This is a genomic window from Alteromonas sp. IB21 (assembly GCF_016405965.1).
In the GTDB taxonomy this organism is placed as follows: Bacteria; Pseudomonadota; Gammaproteobacteria; order Enterobacterales; family Alteromonadaceae; genus Alteromonas.
In genome coordinates this window covers 120,871-140,056 of sequence record NZ_JAEFCD010000007.1, presented here as the reverse complement: position 1 = coordinate 140,056, position 19,186 = coordinate 120,871, and the positions used below count along the sequence as shown (strand labels likewise).

Annotated in this window: 23 protein-coding genes; 1 reads left to right on the top strand and 22 read right to left on the bottom strand. The window is 43.4% G+C overall.

The window, feature by feature from the left end; genetic code table 11:
• Positions 1 to 16: 16 nt before the first annotated feature.
• Positions 17 to 910 carry a hypothetical protein gene (locus JC525_RS07105; RefSeq protein WP_198815191.1) on the bottom strand — a complete coding sequence of 298 codons (894 nt, stop codon included), beginning with the start codon at positions 908 to 910 and terminating at the stop codon, positions 17 to 19.
• Positions 911 to 1,364: 454 nt separating this feature from the next.
• Between JC525_RS07105 and JC525_RS07100 the strand changes: the two genes are divergently transcribed.
• Complete coding sequence (locus tag JC525_RS07100; protein WP_198815190.1) at positions 1,365 to 5,900, top strand: Calx-beta domain-containing protein; 4,536 nt, start codon at positions 1,365 to 1,367, stop codon at positions 5,898 to 5,900.
• 90 nt (positions 5,901 to 5,990) lie between these two features.
• On the opposite strand, the gene JC525_RS20100 is transcribed toward JC525_RS07100, so the two are convergent.
• The 21 genes from JC525_RS20100 to JC525_RS06995 form a co-directional block, all read right to left on the bottom strand.
• Entirely contained in the window at positions 5,991 to 7,346 is a 1,356-nt protein-coding gene (locus tag JC525_RS20100) for a flagellin N-terminal helical domain-containing protein (protein ID WP_198815189.1), read from the bottom strand.
• 245 nt (positions 7,347 to 7,591) lie between these two features.
• Entirely contained in the window at positions 7,592 to 7,855 is a 264-nt protein-coding gene (locus JC525_RS07090) for a Txe/YoeB family addiction module toxin (protein WP_198815207.1), read from the bottom strand.
• Positions 7,852 to 8,094: a type II toxin-antitoxin system Phd/YefM family antitoxin gene (locus tag JC525_RS07085; RefSeq protein WP_014980433.1), complete on the bottom strand. Its 243-nt coding sequence runs from the start codon at positions 8,092 to 8,094 to the stop codon at positions 7,852 to 7,854. Before JC525_RS07085 ends, JC525_RS07090 begins: the two co-directional genes overlap by 4 nt.
• A 169-nt stretch (positions 8,095 to 8,263) precedes the next feature.
• A complete protein-coding gene (gene rplQ, locus JC525_RS07080) occupies positions 8,264 to 8,665 on the bottom strand; it encodes a 50S ribosomal protein L17 (protein ID WP_012519212.1) in 402 nt (133 codons plus the stop codon).
• A 41-nt stretch (positions 8,666 to 8,706) separates the two neighbouring features.
• The gene (locus tag JC525_RS07075; protein ID WP_198815206.1) at positions 8,707 to 9,696 is read right to left on the bottom strand and encodes a DNA-directed RNA polymerase subunit alpha; all 990 of its coding nucleotides are present in this window, start codon (positions 9,694 to 9,696) and stop codon (positions 8,707 to 8,709) included.
• A gap of 19 nt (positions 9,697 to 9,715) precedes the next feature.
• The gene (gene rpsD / locus JC525_RS07070) at positions 9,716 to 10,336 is read right to left on the bottom strand and encodes a 30S ribosomal protein S4 (protein WP_198815188.1); all 621 of its coding nucleotides are present in this window, start codon (positions 10,334 to 10,336) and stop codon (positions 9,716 to 9,718) included.
• A 24-nt stretch (positions 10,337 to 10,360) separates the two neighbouring features.
• A complete protein-coding gene (gene rpsK, locus JC525_RS07065) occupies positions 10,361 to 10,753 on the bottom strand; it encodes a 30S ribosomal protein S11 (protein ID WP_012519215.1) in 393 nt (130 codons plus the stop codon).
• Between the two features lie 14 nt (positions 10,754 to 10,767).
• On the bottom strand, positions 10,768 to 11,124 hold the full coding sequence (rpsM, locus tag JC525_RS07060) for a 30S ribosomal protein S13 (protein WP_012519216.1): 357 nt from the start codon (positions 11,122 to 11,124) through the stop codon (positions 10,768 to 10,770).
• Positions 11,125 to 11,298: 174 nt separating this feature from the next.
• A complete protein-coding gene (gene rpmJ / locus JC525_RS07055) occupies positions 11,299 to 11,415 on the bottom strand; it encodes a 50S ribosomal protein L36 (RefSeq protein ID WP_012519217.1) in 117 nt (38 codons plus the stop codon).
• 38 nt (positions 11,416 to 11,453) lie between these two features.
• Positions 11,454 to 12,773 (bottom strand): preprotein translocase subunit SecY, encoded by a 1,320-nt coding sequence (gene secY / locus JC525_RS07050; protein ID WP_014977524.1) that lies wholly within the window; start codon positions 12,771 to 12,773, stop codon positions 11,454 to 11,456.
• 5 nt (positions 12,774 to 12,778) lie between these two features.
• Complete coding sequence (rplO, locus tag JC525_RS07045) at positions 12,779 to 13,213, bottom strand: 50S ribosomal protein L15 (protein WP_198815187.1); 435 nt, start codon at positions 13,211 to 13,213, stop codon at positions 12,779 to 12,781.
• Positions 13,214 to 13,216: 3 nt separating this feature from the next.
• Entirely contained in the window at positions 13,217 to 13,396 is a 180-nt protein-coding gene (gene rpmD / locus JC525_RS07040; RefSeq protein WP_012519220.1) for a 50S ribosomal protein L30, read from the bottom strand.
• A gap of 6 nt (positions 13,397 to 13,402) precedes the next feature.
• Positions 13,403 to 13,903, bottom strand: coding sequence for a 30S ribosomal protein S5 (gene rpsE / locus JC525_RS07035; RefSeq protein WP_012519221.1), 501 nt, complete (start codon positions 13,901 to 13,903; stop codon positions 13,403 to 13,405).
• Between the two features lie 9 nt (positions 13,904 to 13,912).
• The gene (gene rplR, locus JC525_RS07030; protein ID WP_105932260.1) at positions 13,913 to 14,266 is read right to left on the bottom strand and encodes a 50S ribosomal protein L18; all 354 of its coding nucleotides are present in this window, start codon (positions 14,264 to 14,266) and stop codon (positions 13,913 to 13,915) included.
• A 12-nt stretch (positions 14,267 to 14,278) separates the two neighbouring features.
• Complete coding sequence (rplF, locus tag JC525_RS07025) at positions 14,279 to 14,812, bottom strand: 50S ribosomal protein L6 (protein ID WP_105932245.1); 534 nt, start codon at positions 14,810 to 14,812, stop codon at positions 14,279 to 14,281.
• A gap of 13 nt (positions 14,813 to 14,825) precedes the next feature.
• Positions 14,826 to 15,218 carry a 30S ribosomal protein S8 gene (rpsH, locus tag JC525_RS07020; RefSeq protein WP_012519224.1) on the bottom strand — a complete coding sequence of 131 codons (393 nt, stop codon included), beginning with the start codon at positions 15,216 to 15,218 and terminating at the stop codon, positions 14,826 to 14,828.
• 13 nt (positions 15,219 to 15,231) lie between these two features.
• Positions 15,232 to 15,537 carry a 30S ribosomal protein S14 gene (rpsN, locus tag JC525_RS07015; protein ID WP_105932243.1) on the bottom strand — a complete coding sequence of 102 codons (306 nt, stop codon included), beginning with the start codon at positions 15,535 to 15,537 and terminating at the stop codon, positions 15,232 to 15,234.
• 12 nt (positions 15,538 to 15,549) lie between these two features.
• Positions 15,550 to 16,089 (bottom strand): 50S ribosomal protein L5, encoded by a 540-nt coding sequence (gene rplE / locus JC525_RS07010; protein ID WP_014950911.1) that lies wholly within the window; start codon positions 16,087 to 16,089, stop codon positions 15,550 to 15,552.
• Between the two features lie 17 nt (positions 16,090 to 16,106).
• Entirely contained in the window at positions 16,107 to 16,421 is a 315-nt protein-coding gene (gene rplX, locus JC525_RS07005) for a 50S ribosomal protein L24 (protein WP_014950912.1), read from the bottom strand.
• A gap of 12 nt (positions 16,422 to 16,433) precedes the next feature.
• The gene (rplN, locus tag JC525_RS07000; protein WP_012519228.1) at positions 16,434 to 16,802 is read right to left on the bottom strand and encodes a 50S ribosomal protein L14; all 369 of its coding nucleotides are present in this window, start codon (positions 16,800 to 16,802) and stop codon (positions 16,434 to 16,436) included.
• A gap of 221 nt (positions 16,803 to 17,023) precedes the next feature.
• The gene (locus JC525_RS06995; protein ID WP_198815186.1) at positions 17,024 to 19,132 is read right to left on the bottom strand and encodes a GAF domain-containing hybrid sensor histidine kinase/response regulator; all 2,109 of its coding nucleotides are present in this window, start codon (positions 19,130 to 19,132) and stop codon (positions 17,024 to 17,026) included.
• Positions 19,133 to 19,186 lie beyond the last annotated feature (54 nt).

The following is a 19,186-nucleotide window of genomic DNA, read 5'->3' as shown; positions in this document are numbered from 1 at the left end:
ACAAATTTTTGTTTATCTAAAAAACTACATTAAAAATAATCACAGCAGATATCACTACCAAGGCCTTACCAGTATTATTAGTATTCCACACGGTTTTCGTGTACCCGAAAACATAGCTTACGCCATTTTTCAAAGCGCCATATACTCCATCAGCTCCCGAACTGGCATCCTTCTTTTCAGCCGCTTTTTTCACTTGCTCAATGCCGCTTGAAAAGCCACTAACTGCGGAGTTTGCGTCATGTTCATTTAATGCAGCTTTAATTTGAGCGAATTGGATATTCATTAGTTCAATATATGCTTCGAATTGATTACCAGTTTGCTTAGACCAAGCTTTCGCTTTTTCCTTCAGCTTTTCAGAATCTTGCAGTTCTTCATCTGAAAATGCTGGGCGATTGCGTTTTTCCAAACTTCTACATAGCGCAATAACCATCATTATCAAACTAGCAACATAGAGATACGCACCTATTCCCAAAAACTGTAAAGCCTGCTGTAAGCCTTCAGAGCTTGTTAAGTCGATGCCCATCATTCGCATCATATCACTTGCTTCTGATGCTTCACTAACAACATCATACAACCCCTTTCCATCAACAATAAGAATTAGGCAAACAACTATTTTTGAAGCCAGAGGAAAAACACCTGTAGTCGCAGACAAGACCCCTAAGGTTATATAAAACAGCATAAATACCATTTGCCCACCTGACATCATATCGGCCGCGCTTGAACTTGACGTTTCGCCGAAAAGTGAAACGACAAAAAATGGTAAGAAATGGCTTGCCAGATAACACAATAAAGTCAGGCTAATGAACTTGTTCAGAATTTTAAATCCGGTTGGTGCAGAGTTAAAAACTTGTGTTTGTTGAACTTCTGCCTCAGATTCTAGAGTTGTTACGCTTGGTTTGATTTCACTCATATTTGCTTCCTTGTAAATGGTAAGTACTGTTTTACTTGCTTTCGTTTCATTAAACACGATTTCATTAAATAAGAAAACGTTAAATCAGATACCGACCTAGACGATTGAGTATAATTTTAGAGCGATGAGTATGAGTTGATACATGTTTAAAAATAACGATGCCAAACTTTTTTTCAAAGAATTTAACAGACGCGGTTGTCGTATTTAACATTGCCAAACACATCATCCTGATACTTACTTTTCGTCTTTCACCATCACAAGAAGCAAAGCCTTTTGAAACAGTCTGATTCAGTTTCGGCTTGTTGTCGAGTACCATACTGACGACGCGGATAAGTTTTAAACTCAATACTTTCATATCGAAAAAAATACAAACTTTTCGATAGACAAACAGCGGCTTTGTAATATCTTTATTTGTAAGGAAAAATTAAACCTGTCCAAGTAAGGGATTACTAGTATGAAAAAAACCGCCGTTGTAGCAGCGCTATTAAGCGCTAGCCTTTTTGCCGAAGCGAAAACGCATACCTTCGACTTTACAGAGCAAGCATTACCTAGCCCAGACGCTCTTCGCTCCCAAAGCATCCCAGATGAAATATCAAGTCTTTATAGTGAAACCAAAATTGACAGGGCTACTCTTACAGCTTTGACTCCTGATGAGAGTGTATTGATTAAACTTCCAGACACAATAGTGAAGGGCAAGGTGATCAAAACTAGCTCGGGCAATCTTGGCTCTAAGCATATCACTATTCGTTCATTTATAGACGGAATACCCGTCAGCTCTATGATAACGGTAGGCGAAAAGGGAGTGTATATGGAGCTGATTACAGATAAAGGCGCATATTCGGCTTCAGGCGTAGAAGACGCGCTACTTTTTTATAAACAAAAAGAGTTAAACCAGCGCACTGGCATTTCTTTTGACCACGATTTTATAGAGTCAATTCCGTATATCGATGACGTTTCAAACAAACAACAACTATTCTATAACGAGTTAAACGAAAACATAGCAACACAGCCTAAAGACGGTGAAAGCGCTCCTTTAGATGAAACTTTAAAACCGCTTGACGCAAAGCAAGCGTCTAAATACCACGCATCTGAAAACGGAAGCGATATTGTTACCATTGATATGTTAATTGTTTATTCACAAAACTGTGAAGAAGTAGTAGACGATGTAAATGCCAAGATTGACCATTTTGTAGCCTATACAAACGAAGCATTTGAAGCCTCGGGAATTCTGGCTAAAGTGCAAATTAAAGGCATCCAAATTGTTGAATATCCTTATACCGATGGCGGTGATGGACTTGATGATATTACAGCAGGCGTAGCCCCGTTCGAAGATATCGCTCGCTTACGCATAGAGTTAGGTGCTGATGCCGTTGCACTTTTAACCCCTCAAAATGAAGGTGATTCCTCCGCTGGGATAGCTTGGAAGCCGGCACACATAAAGAGAAGTAGCTATGGCTCTATGTATAGCCAAACAGATATCAATTACAGCGGTAGTACATTTGCACATGAGCTAGGCCATAACTTGGGGTTAGGCCATTCTAGACCACAAGGCGAAGAAGGTGGAGATTTTCCTTCTGGCGTTGGTTACAGGATACCCATCCCAAATAACATAGGCTTTGCGACTATAATGGCCTATGAAACGCGTGATGCATACGAAGTCCCCTTCTTCTCAAATCCGTCTAACTTGTGTGGAGAATTGCCCTGCGGATTACCGAGAGAGGATGAAAATTTTGGCGCAGATGCTGTTCATGCTGTTAACGCTGTAAGACACGTTGTGGCTAACTATTCAGAAACTAAATCAAGCATAATTTCAATCGAAGACGCGCTAGCAAACATAACAGACCCCACGTTGAAACAATGTATATCATATAGAGTGAACGAACGAACTCGTTTCGCAAATGAGATTAGATTTCTCAGCTGCTTTGATGAAGTATCTTCTTTAGAAGGATTAGAAAACTTCGACTCACTTGAGACTCTCTACCTCAGCAAGGTAGTTACGGAAGATCTATCGCGCTTGCAGCAGTTGCCTAATTTAGCGTCTCTTTCTCTTTTCGGAAGTAACGCAAGTGACTTTTCGTTTTTAGAACGCCTTGGCTCACTGCAACGTTTATACATTAGAGGAAGCAATTTTGATAATACGCAAGCACAAGCTTTAGCATCTTTAGTTAACTTACAAAGATTGTGGTTAAGCAGCGAAACGTTAACTACATTGCCGGATTTAAGCGCTCTGATACAGCTGGAAGACCTTTATATTAGTGCCGATTTGCAGAGCTTGGATAGCATCGCTAATAACGCCAAACTACTCTCGCTTGATATTCGTTCAGGCTCTTTAACGTTAATACCTAATAATGCTAACTGGCCATTATTGGAGTCTCTAGATTTGCGTTCTTCGAACATAGAGTCTCTAGAAGGAATACATAACTTTCCGAAATTAAAGCACTTAGACGTAACAGATAATGAACTTAACAGCCTAGTAGGCTTAGGGTCATTGAGTGAGTTAACATCTCTCTATGTTGGCCAAAATAACCTTACCAATATCCAGCCGGTTTCATTACTAAGTAATCTTAAAGAATTGAACGTTTCGTTTAATCCTATTGATGACGTTTCTCCCATAGAAAATTTATCTAGCCTTGAGGTATTGAACATTGAAAGCATTGAAACTGGTAATGTTTCAATGCTTAACAATCTTGAGAATGTAGTTGCCTTCAGAGCTGGTTCAAATGGCTACGGGTCCGACTGGTCTATTATCAATAACATGGGGGAACTCAAAAGCCTTTCGCTATTAGGGGTAGACAGTGAGACATTAAAGGATATAGAAAACCATAAGAAGACGCTAAGTTCGCTGTATCTGGGTGAGGTGGTTAGCAATGATTTAACGCCTTTTTTCAAATTTTATCGACTAGAGTACTTCTCGTTGTACCCAAGATTCGACGTAGAGCTTTATTGTTGGCAAGTAGATTATTTAAAGAATATTCCGCTATTTGGTTTCTATACTAATAGCTCGTGCTCCGCTGAAGATGATTCAAGTGACTACGATGGAGACGGTATTTCTAACAGAGATGAACTGTCTGTCAATACGAACCCAACGATAGACGATAGAGTATCGTCTGCTGTGTCATTTGACATTGATAGCACAGGTAACATTTCCATTTATGAAGATAGAGATAATTACGAAAGTCATTACACTGCCATTGTTGAGAGATTAGGAGATAGTTCAGTAGAAAGCACAGTAAGTGTAAGTGTGACTGAGGAGGGCGCGACAAGAGGCGATGATTTCGAGGTAGATACCGACTTACTCGTATTTCCCCCAGGAAGTAGCTTTGCACGTTTAACAGTGACAGTTTACGATGACTATAAATTAGAAGGTGAAGAATCTTTTACAATAAAACTGTCAGAGCCTATGAATACCGAAATACTAGGAACTTCTGAAATTACGATTAAATTACTCGATGAATTAGACGGTGGAGATTTCCAAGACGAGGATGGTAATAGCGGAACTCCATCAGTGAAGTGGGAAACGCTCTACCAATCAGCGAATGAGCGTGATGGTTCTATGGACATTGTTGTAAATCGTCCCACAGGCTTAACAGGACCATTTTCTGTTGAAGTCACCTCTGTGCCATTATCGGAGAATTCTGAAGGAACCTACGAGCTTAAGGAGTCTCTGTTATCTTTCGACGCAACTGATGCGTTTTTAAATGTAACGGTTTCGGTAAACAATGACTCATTAGAAACGGGTTCAAAATTCATAAGTCTGCGACTAGAGAATGCTGAAAACACTATTGTCGACCCAGAATATGCTTCGTTGACATTGGAAATAAAAGATGATGAGTCATCAGATGCTAGAATTGGTTTTCAAAACAGTTTGTTTAATGTTACTGAAGATGTTGGAGCCGTAACGTTAATATTGGTTAGAAGTGCCCCTTATAATGAGGATGTACCGTTTTCAATAATTCACAGAGGCTTTGGAACGGCAACACTTGATGTTGATGCCCAGTTGCCTAGCTCTAGCTTTGTTTTTCCGGCCGGCCTTACCTCTTTCTCAATTGATTTAACCATTATTGACGACGATATATTCGAGAGTTTAGAGAACTTAGAGCTTGAGCTTGACGGCATACCAAGTGCGCTTTTAAGTCAAAACGACTTTGTTTCAGTTTACATTGAAGATAATGATAGTGAGCCTACTGGGACCATTAGTTTCTCACAGTCTGAGATGGAAGTTGACGAATCAAATGGCAGTGTTGAGGTGACACTCGTTAGAGCAGGTGGTTTAGAGGGTACAAGAACCGTAACGGTGTCACCTTCTTTTGGAACAGCGACAGAGAATGACTTTTCATTCGAAGCTCAAGAGATAAGTTTTCAGCCGGGTGAAGAAACCAAGCGAGTTCAGGTCTCTATTGAGGATGACACAGAACAAGAATCGTCTGAAACGTTTTATCTAACATTAAGTAGTGAAATGGAAGCCGTTGTTTCATCGCCGGATACTATAGCAGTAACAATCCTAGACAATGACGAAGAAGTTTTACCAACTGGCAAACTCAGTTTTGAGCAACAGTCTTATTCAGTGGAAGAAGACGCTGGTACTATTGAAGTTACAGTATTGCGCACTGAAGGGCTTATTGGCGAACTTAAAGCTGAAGTTACGCTTGAGTACGGCTCTGCGTCTTCAAGCGACGTCTCGTTTACCCCTGTTACTCTTATATTTTCCGAGGGAGAATCGGTAAAAACCGTGTCGGTAGCTGTAGTTAATGACTCACTAGAGGAGAGTCAGGAGAGTTTCACCCTTTCTATTAGTGCTATAGACGACAATACTCAAATTGGCGAGATTGCATCTGCAACTGTTTATATCCAAGCTAATGATGCTCCTACGAATGGTGGAGATGACGATACGCCTAGAAGTAACGGTGAGAGTGGAGGCGGCAGTACCGGCGCTTGGTTAATTCTAATACTCATTGCTTCAATCACTCGCAGGAAAAAACTTAGCCGTTAAGTTTACTTAGTTTTTCATAACGATTTTCAACCCCTCTTTTGAGGGGTTTGCGCTTTCAGGGGTGAAGGTCAAAGACCACAAACTATTTATTTAGCTGAAAGTTTGATTTAGCAGACCTAATACCTGCTCATCACTTGATCTGGCTTGCATTAAAACCGATACGCTGGCCTGTTCTATTATTTGACTTTGAGTAAGTCTTGCAGTCTCGCTAGCAAAATCAGCATCTGTAATTCTTGAATAAGCTGCGTTTATGTTTTCTTCGCCAATAGCATTAACATTTTGAGCAGACGACATCTGATTTATTTTAGCACCATAGAATGCTCTGCTTTCACTCACTGTTTCGAGAGCTTTATCTATCTCGCTTAGGGCTTCACCGGCGCTTTGTTCACTACTTACTGAGGCAGAACTCAAGCCTAAATCACCTAATGTCGCTGGGGTTTTTGCTAACTCTATAAATTGAGTCCCATCGCCTAATTTGTTTGTAGCGGTTATATTTACCTGACCTAAACTAAAAGCCCTACTGTCCCTTCCGCCTAGTGAACTCCATGTAGCGGTAACGTCAAATGCACCATTTCCGATAACAGAAATTATTAATGGTTCTGAGTTACTTGAAATGGTCAGTGTTTCGTTCAAGTTTGAGGGAGTAGCTCCATTTTGATCACCACTGAATGTAATGGAATTACCGTCTATAACTGCACTCCCGCTAGTGAGCAAATCACTGTCATCATAGCTAGCATCAGCTCTATAACCATTTGATGTGAGGAAAAAACGAGATTCTAAATCGCCAACTGAAGAGATATTATTAGGGTGGCTGGTCCACGTACTATTAGTGATTGGGGTACCAGCAAGGTGCTTACCACTAGTTGTAAATACTTGAATATCATCGTTAGCCCCGTTGTCATTAATATTTACCTGGACATTGCTTGACCCAGCTGGAATATAAGCTATCGAACGCAAACCACTAACAACGTTTCTCGACACTCCTTGTGTTAAGAAATCGCTCAATAGAGGAACACTATCGTCAAGTAAATCTGCATCTCCTACAAGAGGTAACCTATTAAAAATTTCAGTACCGTACGCAATTGCATTCAACTCCAATTTTAAAGCTTGGAATTCCTTATCTAACGCTTTTCGATCGCTTTCAGAATGTATGCCATTTTGAGATTGAACCGCGAGTTGCCGCATTCTCTGCATTACGGCGGCAGACTCTTGCAGCCCTCCTTCCGCAACTTGCGCATAACTTATTCCGTCGTTCAGGTTTCGGTTGAGCTGAGTATGGGCATTTTTTTCTGATGCAAGTCTATTTGATATCTGTAACCCCGCACTGTCATCTGCAGCTTTATTTATCCTTAGCCCGGAACTTAACCGTTCGTAAGCAGTAGATAAAGATTTACTGAACAAAGGGGTTGATGAAAGCGACTGCGTGAAAGATGAAACGGTTAACATAAACTTCCTTGCTATGAAAAAACTCAGTTACATATAAAGTTCAAATAAGCGTAATACGTGATTACTTCAAACAAGCAGCAAACAATGAGCCAACCCGACCATTAGCAAAAAATGAACTTCTATTGAGTCAAAGGTTTTTGAGACCTGTTTTTCAGACCGAGGTTCGAAAGGCTGCACGACTGACTGTCTCAAGCACGTACATTTAACTTCCCCTTACGGTTAGTTGATATGAGCGTATGGCGCAATTATTCGTAATGCGTCCACATACGCAAAACTTTTACTGTCTGAATATCCTCAAGGACTTGATAAACTAACCTATGTTGGATATTGATACGTCTCGAATACGCACCTTCTAAGTCACCAACAAGCTTTTCGTAGGGGGGAGGTATTTGATAAGGGTTAGTAGAGATTATTTGTAGAAGTGTTTTTACTTTTCTTTTTAAATTACTACTTGCTAATTTTTGCGCATCTTTCTGCGCTTGCTTCGTGTAAACGACCTTCCATGTCACCAATCCAACTCCTCTGCACAATCGCCTATCTCTTCTTCCATTCCTGCCTTAATAGACTCACGCATTCCTGGCACTGATAATAAGTACAAGGTTTCTTGAATTGCGTTCCAATCACTTTCAGAAAGTAATACTGCGTTATTTCGCTTACTAGTAATTAGAACGGGTTCGTGAGATTCAGCCGTTTCATCTATTACTCGATACAAGTTAGCCCTTGCCTCGGTTGCTGATAATGTACTCATAACATCTCCTCCCAAACAACCTTTAACGTACGTCAAAGCGTACAACAAAGTCAAGTTATTTACTCATAAACACAATGGGGTCAGAGTCACAACTCTGACCCCATTATTCTTTGGGTAAAAAAAAGGGCCCGAGTTTTCACTCAGGCCCCTTTTTCTAATCGAGTATTAATTACTCTTCAGTTGCTTCTACTGCTTCTTCTTCAGCTTCTACAACTGGACGGTCAACTAGCTCAACATATGCCATTGGGGCATTGTCGCCAGCACGGAAACCGCATTTAAGAATGCGTGTGTAACCGCCTGGGCGAGCTTCGTAACGAGGACCAAGCTCGTTGAATAGTTTACCTACAACCTCTTTGTCACCAGTGCGGGCAAAAGCTAGACGGCGGTTTGCAACGCTGTCCTCTTTAGCCATAGTGATTAGAGGCTCGATTACGCGACGTAATTCTTTCGCTTTTGGTAACGTAGTTTTGATCACTTCGTGCTTGACCAAAGAACCGGCCATGTTTTTGAACATAGCTTGACGATGGCTGCTGTTGCGATTCAACTGACGACCACTCTTACGATGGCGCATAGTTTTATCCTTCTCTACAAATCAGTTTGATAAAAACCTGATTAATCTTTTTCAGCGATGCTCTCTGGCGGCCAGTTTTCTAGGCGCATACCTAGAGAAAGACCACGAGATGCTAGAACATCTTTGATTTCAGTTAGCGATTTCTTACCAAGGTTAGGCGTTTTAAGTAGCTCAACCTCAGTGCGCTGTACCAGGTCACCAATGTACTGGATAGCTTCTGCTTTCAAACAGTTTGCAGAACGTACTGTTAACTCTAGGTCATCAACTGGACGAAGCAGAATCGGATCGAATTCTGGCTTCTCTTCCTTCGCTACTGGCTCAGATACATCACGTAGGTCTACGAATGCATCAAGCTGTTCAGCTAGGATGGTTGCAGAACGGCGGATCGCTTCTTCAGGATCCAAAGTACCGTTCGTTTCCATGTCGATGATTAGCTTGTCTAAGTCTGTGCGTTGTTCAACACGAGCAGACTCAACAGTGTAAGCAATACGTTCAACTGGGCTGTATGAAGCGTCAACTAACAAACGACCAATTGGACGATCATCTTCTTCAGAGGAGCGACGGGTAGAAGCGGGTACATAACCACGGCCCATTTCTACTTTAATGCGCATACTGATTTCAGTTTCGCCAGTTAAAGTACAAATTAAGTGCTCAGGGTTTGTAATTTCTACGTCGCCATCATGCTGAATATCACCAGCAACAACAGGGCCAGCGCCAGATTTCACTAGAGTTAGGGTTGCCTCAGTCTTACCTTCAAGGCGAACCGCTAAACCTTTTAGATTTAGCAAGATTTCGATAACGTCTTCCTGTACACCTTCTTTGGTGCTGTACTCGTGAAGAACGCCATCAATTTCTACTTCGGTAACTGCACATCCTGGCATAGATGACAGTAAGATACGACGTAGGGCGTTACCTAGAGTGTGGCCAAAGCCACGCTCTAGTGGTTCCAAAGTTACTTTGGCACGAGTAGGAGAAACGTTTTCGATCTCAACTAATCTCGGTTTTAGGAATTCAGTCACAGAACCCACAATGCTTCCTCTTTAGTTAGCTTTACTTAGAGTAAAGTTCGACGATCAACTGTTCGTTAATTTCCGCAGACAAATCAGTTCTTTCAGGAATGCGCTTGAAAGTGCCTTCCATTTTGCTGCTGTCTACTTCAATCCAGGTTGGCTTCTCACGTTGGTCAGCCAGTTCCAAAGCAGCTACGATACGCGCTTGCTTCTTAGCTTTTTCACGAACAGAAACCACGTCTTCGGCAGAAACGTTAAACGATGGGATGTTCACAACTTGACCATTTACCATGATCGCCTTGTGGCTAACTAGCTGACGTGCTTCAGCGCGTGTGCTAGCGAAACCCATACGGTAAACTACGTTATCAAGACGCTGTTCTAAAAGCTGTAACAAGTTTTCACCTGTGTTGCCTTTTAGACGTGCAGCTTCTTTATAGTAGTTGCGGAATTGCTTTTCCAGAACGCCGTACATACGACGAACTTTTTGTTTTTCACGCAGCTGAACACCGTAGTCAGACAGACGGCCACGACGGGCACCGTGCTGACCAGGCGCTGTATCGATCTTACATTTAGAATCGATTGCGCGAACGCCGCTTTTTAGGAACAGGTCAGTTCCTTCGCGACGGCTAAGTTTGAGTTTTGGACCCAAATATCTTGCCATGATCTTTCTCCAACTGTCCGTCGATTAAACGCGACGTTTTTTCGGTGGACGACAACCGTTGTGAGGAATAGGGGTCACATCGGTAATGTTTGTGATCTTATAACCTGTAGCGTTAAGAGCACGGATCGCAGACTCACGGCCTGGACCTGGACCTTTAACGAATACTTCAAGGTTCTTAAGACCGTATTCTTGTGCAGCAACACCTGCACGCTCAGCAGCTACCTGTGCAGCAAATGGGGTAGATTTACGTGAACCACGGAAACCTGAACCACCAGATGTCGCCCATGCTAGTGCATTGCCTGAACGGTCTGTAATAGTCACAATTGTGTTGTTGAAAGACGCATGGATATGAGCCATACCGTCTGCAACCTGACGTTTAGCGCGCTTACGCGTGCTACGAGCTGGTGCTTTAGCCATAACTTACTCCCCGTTTACTTCTTAATTGGCTTACGAGGACCTTTACGGGTACGCGCATTAGTTTTAGTGCGCTGACCACGTAGAGGCAAGCTACGACGGTGGCGAATACCACGGAAGCAACCCAGGTCCATCAAACGTTTGATGCTCATAGAGACTTCACGGCGTAAATCACCTTCAACGGTGAATTTAGCCACTTCGTCACGAAGCTTATCAATAGTAGCTTCGTCTAGCTCTTTGATTTTTGTATTTTCTGCAACACCAGCACCCGCACAAATGCTTTTCGCACGTGTGGGACCAACGCCATAGATCGCTTGGATAGCGATTACAGCATGCTTGTGCTCAGGAATGTTAATGCCAGCGATACGGGCCATTAACAGCACTCCTCTTGTTTATTTGTCGACGACCTAAAAAGCCCGATAGGATACTTATCCGTCGACTAAATTGCAAATTAAGGTTCAAAATACTTTAAACAAAACTAGCAGAACCTGATAAGTACAATTCAGGTTCTGCTTTCTTAGTCTTGCAAATATTCTGTACCGCTTTGATTAGCCCTGACGCTGCTTATGCTTTGGGTCAGAACTGCAAATTACGCGCACAACACCGTTGCGCTTGATAACTTTACAGTTACGGCAAATCTTTTTTACTGATGCACGAACTTTCATTACATCTTTCCCCTTTCTATCAATATTAAGGGGCTAACTTATCGGCCGTAGCCTTTAAGGTTAGCTTTCTTCAGCACAGACTCATATTGACTAGACATCAAATGCGTCTGAACTTGTGCCATAAAGTCCATGATAACTACTACGATAATGAGAAGCGACGTACCACCGAAGTAGAACGGCACATTCCAAGCAATTAGCATGAATTCAGGCACTAAACAAATAAAGGTTATGTACAGTGCGCCAGCCAGTGTAAGGCGAGTCATTACCTTGTCAATGTATCGTGACGTTTGCTCACCCGGGCGGATGCCTGGGATGAACGCGCCAGATTTCTTCAAGTTGTCTGCTGTATCACGCGGGTTGAATACCAACGCCGTGTAGAAGAAGCAGAAGAAGATAATCGCAGCTGCGTACAACATCACGTACAGCGGTTGACCAGGAGATAGCATAAGCGCTACATCTTGCAACCACGCTGTTGATTCATTCTGTCCGAACCATCCTGCGATAGTACCCGGGAACAGAATAATGCTAGAAGCAAAGATTGGTGGAATTACACCAGCAATGTTGACTTTTAGCGGTAAATGGGTGCTTTGCGCAGCAAAAACCTGACGGCCTTGCTGACGTTTTGCGTAGTTTACCACAATTCTGCGCTGTCCGCGCTCTACAAATACAACTAGGTATGTAAGAGCAATGACAATTACGCCAATCAACAGTAGGAACAACAAATTAATGTCGCCCTGCCTTGCTTGTTCCGCTGTCTGACCAATCGCTGTTGGCAGACCGGCAACAATACCAGCAAAAATCAATATAGAGATACCGTTACCAATACCTCGTTCGGTAATTTGCTCACCTAACCACATAAGGAACATAGTTCCTGTGACCAGGCTCACTACTGCCGTAAAGTAGAATCCGAAGCCAGGGTTTATCACCAATCCATTAATCAGGTTGGGCAAACCAGTCGAAATTCCAATAGATTGGAAGATAGCCAATACAAGCGTTAAATAACGCGTGTACTGACTAATTTTACGACGGCCTGCTTCGCCTTCTTTTTTAAGCTCCACCATCGGCGGGTGAACCACCGAGAGCAACTGCATAATAATGGATGCAGTAATGTATGGCATAATGCCCAAAGCCAGAACGGATGCACGCTCAAGCGCACCACCGGAGAACATGTTGAACATTTCTACAATGGTGCCTTTTTGTTGCTCGAACAAGTCAGCAAGTACCGCTGGATCGATGCCAGGGATAGGAACGTATGAACCTAGTCTGAATACAACAATCGCACCAAGTACGAACAACAATCTTGCCTTAAGCTCACTCAAGCCGCTTTTAGCGCCTGAATCCAATCCTGGTTTAGCCATCTAGCTTATTCCTCTACTTTACCGCCAGCAGCTTCAATCGCTTCTTTAGCGCCTTTAGTAACCTTTAACCCGCTTACTGTAACAGCGCGTGAAACTTCACCGCTCTTTACAACTTTAACGAACTGGATTTCTTTCTTAATAAGTCCAGCTGCTTTTAAAGTCTCAAGAGACGCAGTATCACCATCAACCTTCGCGATTTCCGCAAGCGTTACTTGATCAGTAACAAAGCTCTTGCGTGAAGTGAAACCGAACTTAGGAAGGCGACGCTGTAATGGCATCTGACCACCTTCGAATCCTGGCTTAACGCGGCCACCTGAACGGCTTTTTTGACCTTTGTGACCGTGGCCACTCGTTTTACCAAGACCTGAGCCGATACCACGACCAGAACGCTTACCAGTAGGCTTTGAACCTTCGGCTGGAGAAATTGTATTTAAACGCATGTCTTACTCCTCCACTATCTCAACCATGTAATGTACACGGTTGATCATGCCACGAACGGCTGGGGTATCTTCCAGTTCACGAACATGGTTGATTTTACGAAGGCCTAAACCTTTAAGCGTAGCTTTGTGCTTTGGCAAGCGGCCAATTGCACTTTTCGTTTGCTTTACTTTAATCGTTGCCATGTCTGATTACCCCAAAATTTCTTCTACAGACAATCCACGCTTCGCAGCAACTTTCGCCGGGCTGTTCATTTCTGTCAGCGCGTTGATTGTTGCACGTACTACGTTGATTGGGTTTGTAGAGCCGTAACATTTTGAAAGTACGTTTTGTACACCAGCTACTTCAAGTACTGCACGCATCGCACCACCGGCAATAATACCGGTACCTTCAGATGCTGGCTGCATGTAAACTTTAGAGCCAGAGTGACGACCTTTAATCGGGTGCTGTAACGTGTGACCGTTAAGGTCTACGTCAACCATGTTGCGACGTGCCTTTTCCATTGCTTTTTGGATAGCAGCAGGTACTTCACGTGCCTTACCGTAACCAAAACCAACGCGACCGTTACCGTCACCCACTACTGTCAATGCAGTGAAACTAAAGATTCGACCACCTTTAACCACTTTAGATACGCGGTTTACAGCGATCAATTTCTCTAGAAATTCACCATTTTGAACATCTTGTTTAGCCATTATAAACTCCTAGAACTGAAGACCAGCTTCGCGAGCTGCATCAGCTAATGCTTTAACGCGGCCGTGGTATTGGAAACCACTTCGATCGAAAGCCACTGCTTTAATGCCTTTCTCAAGCGCGCGCTCTGCGATTGCTTTACCGACTACCGTCGCTGCTTCAGCGTTACCTGTAGACTTAAGACCTTTTGCAAGATCTTTCTCAACAGTTGAAGCTGCAGCCAACACTTCAGAACCGCAAGGAGCGATTAACTGAGCGTAAATGTGGCGAGGTGTACGGTTAACTACCAAGCGATGCGCGGCCAGTTCACGAATTTTTGCACGTGCGCGAGTAGCGCGACGAATGCGAGCTGTTTTCTTATCCATCGTATCACCCACCTACTTTTTCTTAGCTTCTTTACGACGTACGTTTTCGTCAGCGTAACGAACACCTTTACCTTTGTAAGGCTCTGGTGGACGGTATCCGCGAATGTTCGCCGCAACCTGACCAACCACCTGCTTATCGGCGCCTTTAACGACGATTTCAGTTTGGCTAGGAGTTTCAACCGTAATGCCTTCAGGCATTTGGTATGCTACAGGATGAGAGAAACCTAACGTTAGGTTTAGCGTGTTACCCTGTGCTGCTGCACGGTAACCAACACCTAATAGGGTAAGTTTTTTCTCAAAACCTTGTGAAACACCTTGAACCATTGCATTTAGGATTGAGCGAGCAGTACCTGCTTGAGCCCAGCTATCAGCAAAACCTTCACGTGGAAGTGCTTTAAGTTGGTTCTCTTCCTGTGCAACTTCTACAGCGTCGTTGAAAACGCGGGTCAAAGTGCCTTTACTACCTTTAACAGTAACTTCTTGACCAGAGATAGAAACTTCTACACCTGATACAACGTCTACTGGGGCTTTTGCTATACGTGACATTTCAACTCCTCCGTTATGCTACATAACCGATGATCTCACCGCCCATGCCAGCGTTACGCGCTGCACGGTCAGTCATCACACCTTTAGAAGTCGACACGATAGCTACGCCTAAACCACCCATAACCTTTGGAAGCTCATCTTTTTTCTTATAGATGCGCAGACCAGGACGGCTTACACGTTCAATTGTGTCAATTACTTGCTTGCCTTCGAAGTACTTAAGCGTAACTTCTAAAACAGGCTTAACGTCACCAGAAGCAGCGAAGTCAGTGATATAACCTTCTGCTTTCAATACTTCACAAATTGCAACGCGAAGTTTTGAAGAAGGCATAGTCACAGAAACTTTCTGTGCCATCTGGCCGTTACGGATGCGGGTAAACATATCCGCGATAGGATCTTGCATACTCATTATCAGCTACTCCTTACCAGCTGGCTTTCTTAAGGCCAGGGACTTCACCGCGCATCGCTGCTTCACGAAGCTTGATACGGCTAAGACCGAATTTGCGTAGGTAACCATGTGGACGACCAGTTACACGGCAACGGTTGCGTTGACGTGACGCACTAGAGTCACGTGGCAGTTGTTGTAGCTTCAGAACAGCATCCCAACGCTCTTCTTCAGAAACGTTAACATCGCTGATAATCGCTTTAAGTGCGGCGCGCTTCTCAGCATACTTAGCGACTAGCTTAGTACGCTTAGCTTCGCGTGCCTTCATTGATTCTTTTGCCATAACCCTACACCCCTACTTTTTGAATGGGAAGTTAAACGCGTCCAGCAGAGCACGTGCTTCTTCATTTGTATTCGCACTGGTAGTGATAGTGATATCCATACCGCGAACCTTATCCACTTTATCGAAATCGATTTCAGGGAAAATGATTTGCTCACGCACGCCCATGCTGTAGTTACCACGTCCGTCGAATGATTTAGGATTCAAACCACGGAAATCGCGAACACGTGGAATAGCGATTGAAATCAAACGCTCAAGGAATTCCCACATACGCTCGCCGCGTAGGGTTACTTTACAGCCAATCGGATAACCTTCACGGATTTTAAAGCCCGCTACTGATTTTCTTGCAACTGTGACTACAGGCTTCTGACCGGCGATAGCCGTCATGTCAGCTTGAGCATTCTCAAGTACCTTTTTGTCAGCAACTGCTTCACCTAAACCCATGTTTAGAGTGATTTTTTCAATCCGAGGGACTTGCATGACGCTTTTGTATCCGAACTGCTTAGCAAGTTCAGCTACTACTGTTTCTTTATAGAAATCATGCAGTTTCGCCATCGTACTCTCCAATATAATTAAACAAGTTCGCCGTTAGACTTAAAGAAACGTACTTTCTTTTCGTCTTCGAAACGGAAACCAACGCGATCTGCTTTGCCCGTTGCCGGGTTAACAATCGCAACATTAGAAACGTGAATAGAAGCTTCTTTCTCAACGATGCCACCAGCTACGCCCAATTGTGGGTTTGGCTTAGTGTGCTTCTTGACAAGATTTACACCTTCTACAATTACACGGTTATCAGCAATAAGCACTTTAAGGACTTTGCCTTGTTTGCCTTTGTCTTTACCCGCTAATACGACTACTTCATCATCACGACGAATTTTATTAGCCATTATCGTGACTCCTTATAGTACCTCTGGGGCCAATGAGATGATTTTCATGAAGTTTTCACTTCTCAACTCACGGGTAACCGGGCCAAAGATACGCGTACCAATTGGTTGCTTGTTTGCATTAAGCATAACAGCCGCGTTACCGTCAAAACGGATGGTAGAACCATCTGCACGACGAACGCCTTTTCTAGTACGCACCACCACTGCGTTCAGTACGTCACCTTTTTTAACTTTACCGCGAGGAATTGCTTCCTTAACAGTAACTTTGATGATGTCACCGATACCTGCATAACGGCGATGCGAGCCACCAAGAACCTTAATACACTGAACCCTGCGAGCGCCGCTGTTGTCTGCAACGTCCAGGTTAGTTTGCATTTGGATCATGTTAGTGCTCCGCTCTTAAATTAAGACTCTCCCGAGTCGTTAGTGCTGCTAAAAAACAACTGGATATCGTTGCTTTTATGTACATACCCCCATAAAAAGGGCGCGAAATAATAACAGAAAAATTTTTGAAGTGATAGCGGTAAATTGAATTATTTTTAGACTATGCGAACAATAAAAAAGCCCCGACTAAAAGCCGAGGCTGATAACCACGTCATAGGTTATCAAGCAGGATCTTTTAGCGCGGATACGTTGCTTTGCATTTGACTACTCAGATGTCTGAACACACATTCTTTTAAACGACTTACACCAACAGGCTTAGATATGAAGTCATTCATACCGGATTTCAAGCACTTTTCCTTATCTCCTGTTAATACGTTAGCCGTCAACGCAATAATGGGAATGTGTTGCGCGTGTTCTCCCAATTCCCGTATTTGTCGCGTCGCCTCTAAACCATCCATTACCGGCATGTGGCAGTCCATAAAAATAATTGCATAAGGTGATTTTTCAGCAAATGCGCGTTTTACTTTTTCAACGCCCTCTTTTCCATTAACGTCTAGATCACTAGGCAGCCCAACTTCTTTGAGCTGCTCCTTTATCACCAATTGGTTGATTTCATTGTCTTCTACTATGAGTGCTTTTAACCCACTAAGTTCTTGTCGCGTGGGAATATAGAGGTTTTTGCTAGCGTACGCCTTTTCGATTTTAGCCCCTGTAGTAGCGTCATCTAGCATCAAGGTCACAGTAAACCGGGCACCTACTCCTATATGGCTACTCACTTCAACGTTACCTTGGTAATGGTCTGCGATTTTACTCACCAGAGATAAGCCTAAACCTGTTCCGCCATAACGGCTTTGCGCCGAGTTCTCTGCTTGCATAAAAGGGGAGAATATTACTTTTTGCTGCTGTTCGCTTATACCAATTCCGGTATCTGTTACCACGATTTTTACGCGGAACCTTCCCTTACCATAACGGATGCAGCTGGTGTCGACAGTAACTTTACCTTCTTTAGTGAATTTAATCGCATTGTTAAGGAGGTTGAGAAGAATCTGCCCCAACCGTAACTTATCAGCAATAAATATCTTTCCTTTGAGGTCCTCTGTATTTGCGATTAATTCTAGCCCCTTTTGCTTAGCGAGACGCGAGAACATGGGAATTTGCTCATCAATCGTTAACGCTAAATCCGTAGGCGCTTCTTCAAAAGGAATGTCGCCTGAGTCAATTTTAGAAAAGTCGAGTATGTCGTTAACAATCTTAAGCAGTGAATCTGCACTCTTTGATGCAATCGAAGCAAGCTCAAGCTGTTTGTTACTGAGGGACGTTCCCATCAGCGCTTCTAGCATCCCTAGCACACCGTGAATGGGCGTTCGTATCTCGTGACTAATTTTGTCCAGAAACTCACTGCGTGTTTTTAAAGCATTTTCTGCTAAGTCCGACTTTTGTTGTAACACGGCCTTATCAAGATGAATCTGAGTGATATCTATCGTCGCCCCTATCACTTTTGTACAGCGTCCATTTTCCATAATGGGGTGTGCTCTGCTTTCCAGCCAGCGAGGCTCACCGGCATCAGTACGTACCTCTAATTCGTACGCAAAGTCTTGGCCTGTTTTTATCATATGTGCAAAGCGCGCTACGTATTCTTTCCGTTGATTTTCGTCCGTTATCAAGTTAGCCACATCTTCGGGTTTGAGAATTTTTTCTCCATGCATATGCAACATACGCTTCAGGGCGCCTGACCAACTTAGCGCCTGTGTCTCAAGGTTAAGCTCCCATGTGCCCACACCAGCTAGATTCGTCACTTGATTAAGCAATGAATTGCGCTCAGCCAATATCGCTTTTTGCGCGTTGATATTTTCCATTACCTGTTGACGCTCAAGCTCATTACCTATCCAAGATGCAAGCAACAACAAGTAGTCCACTTCAATGGTCGTAAAAGGCTTGGGTCTAGGCGCTAGCGAAGAAAAGTTTACAGTACCAAAGAACTCCCCTGATACGGTAACTGGCGCTGCTATATAGCTTTTAAGCGTATATTTGGCAAAGCAAGGGTGCGATGCACCCGGCTCACAATTAATGTCGTGATATGCGATGTGAGACTGTGCATTTACAACGTCAGCACAGTAGGTATCTAGCAGCGCAAATTCGCTGTTCACCGGTATACTGTTATCCGGCGTTACTGCACACATGACGCTGTACCGGTCGCCTCTAATATTGCTTACAATCCCTGTTTCAAGCTCAAGAATCTTGGTTCCTATGGACAACAAGTTATCGAGCTTTTCGTCCAGGGACATAGTGTGGTCGTTTGAGATTGTTTGTAACTCTTTGATGATACTCATTTGCTTCCCAGCCAAAGACAGCAACGAAAAAGGCCGACGCTTTGAAGTGTCGAC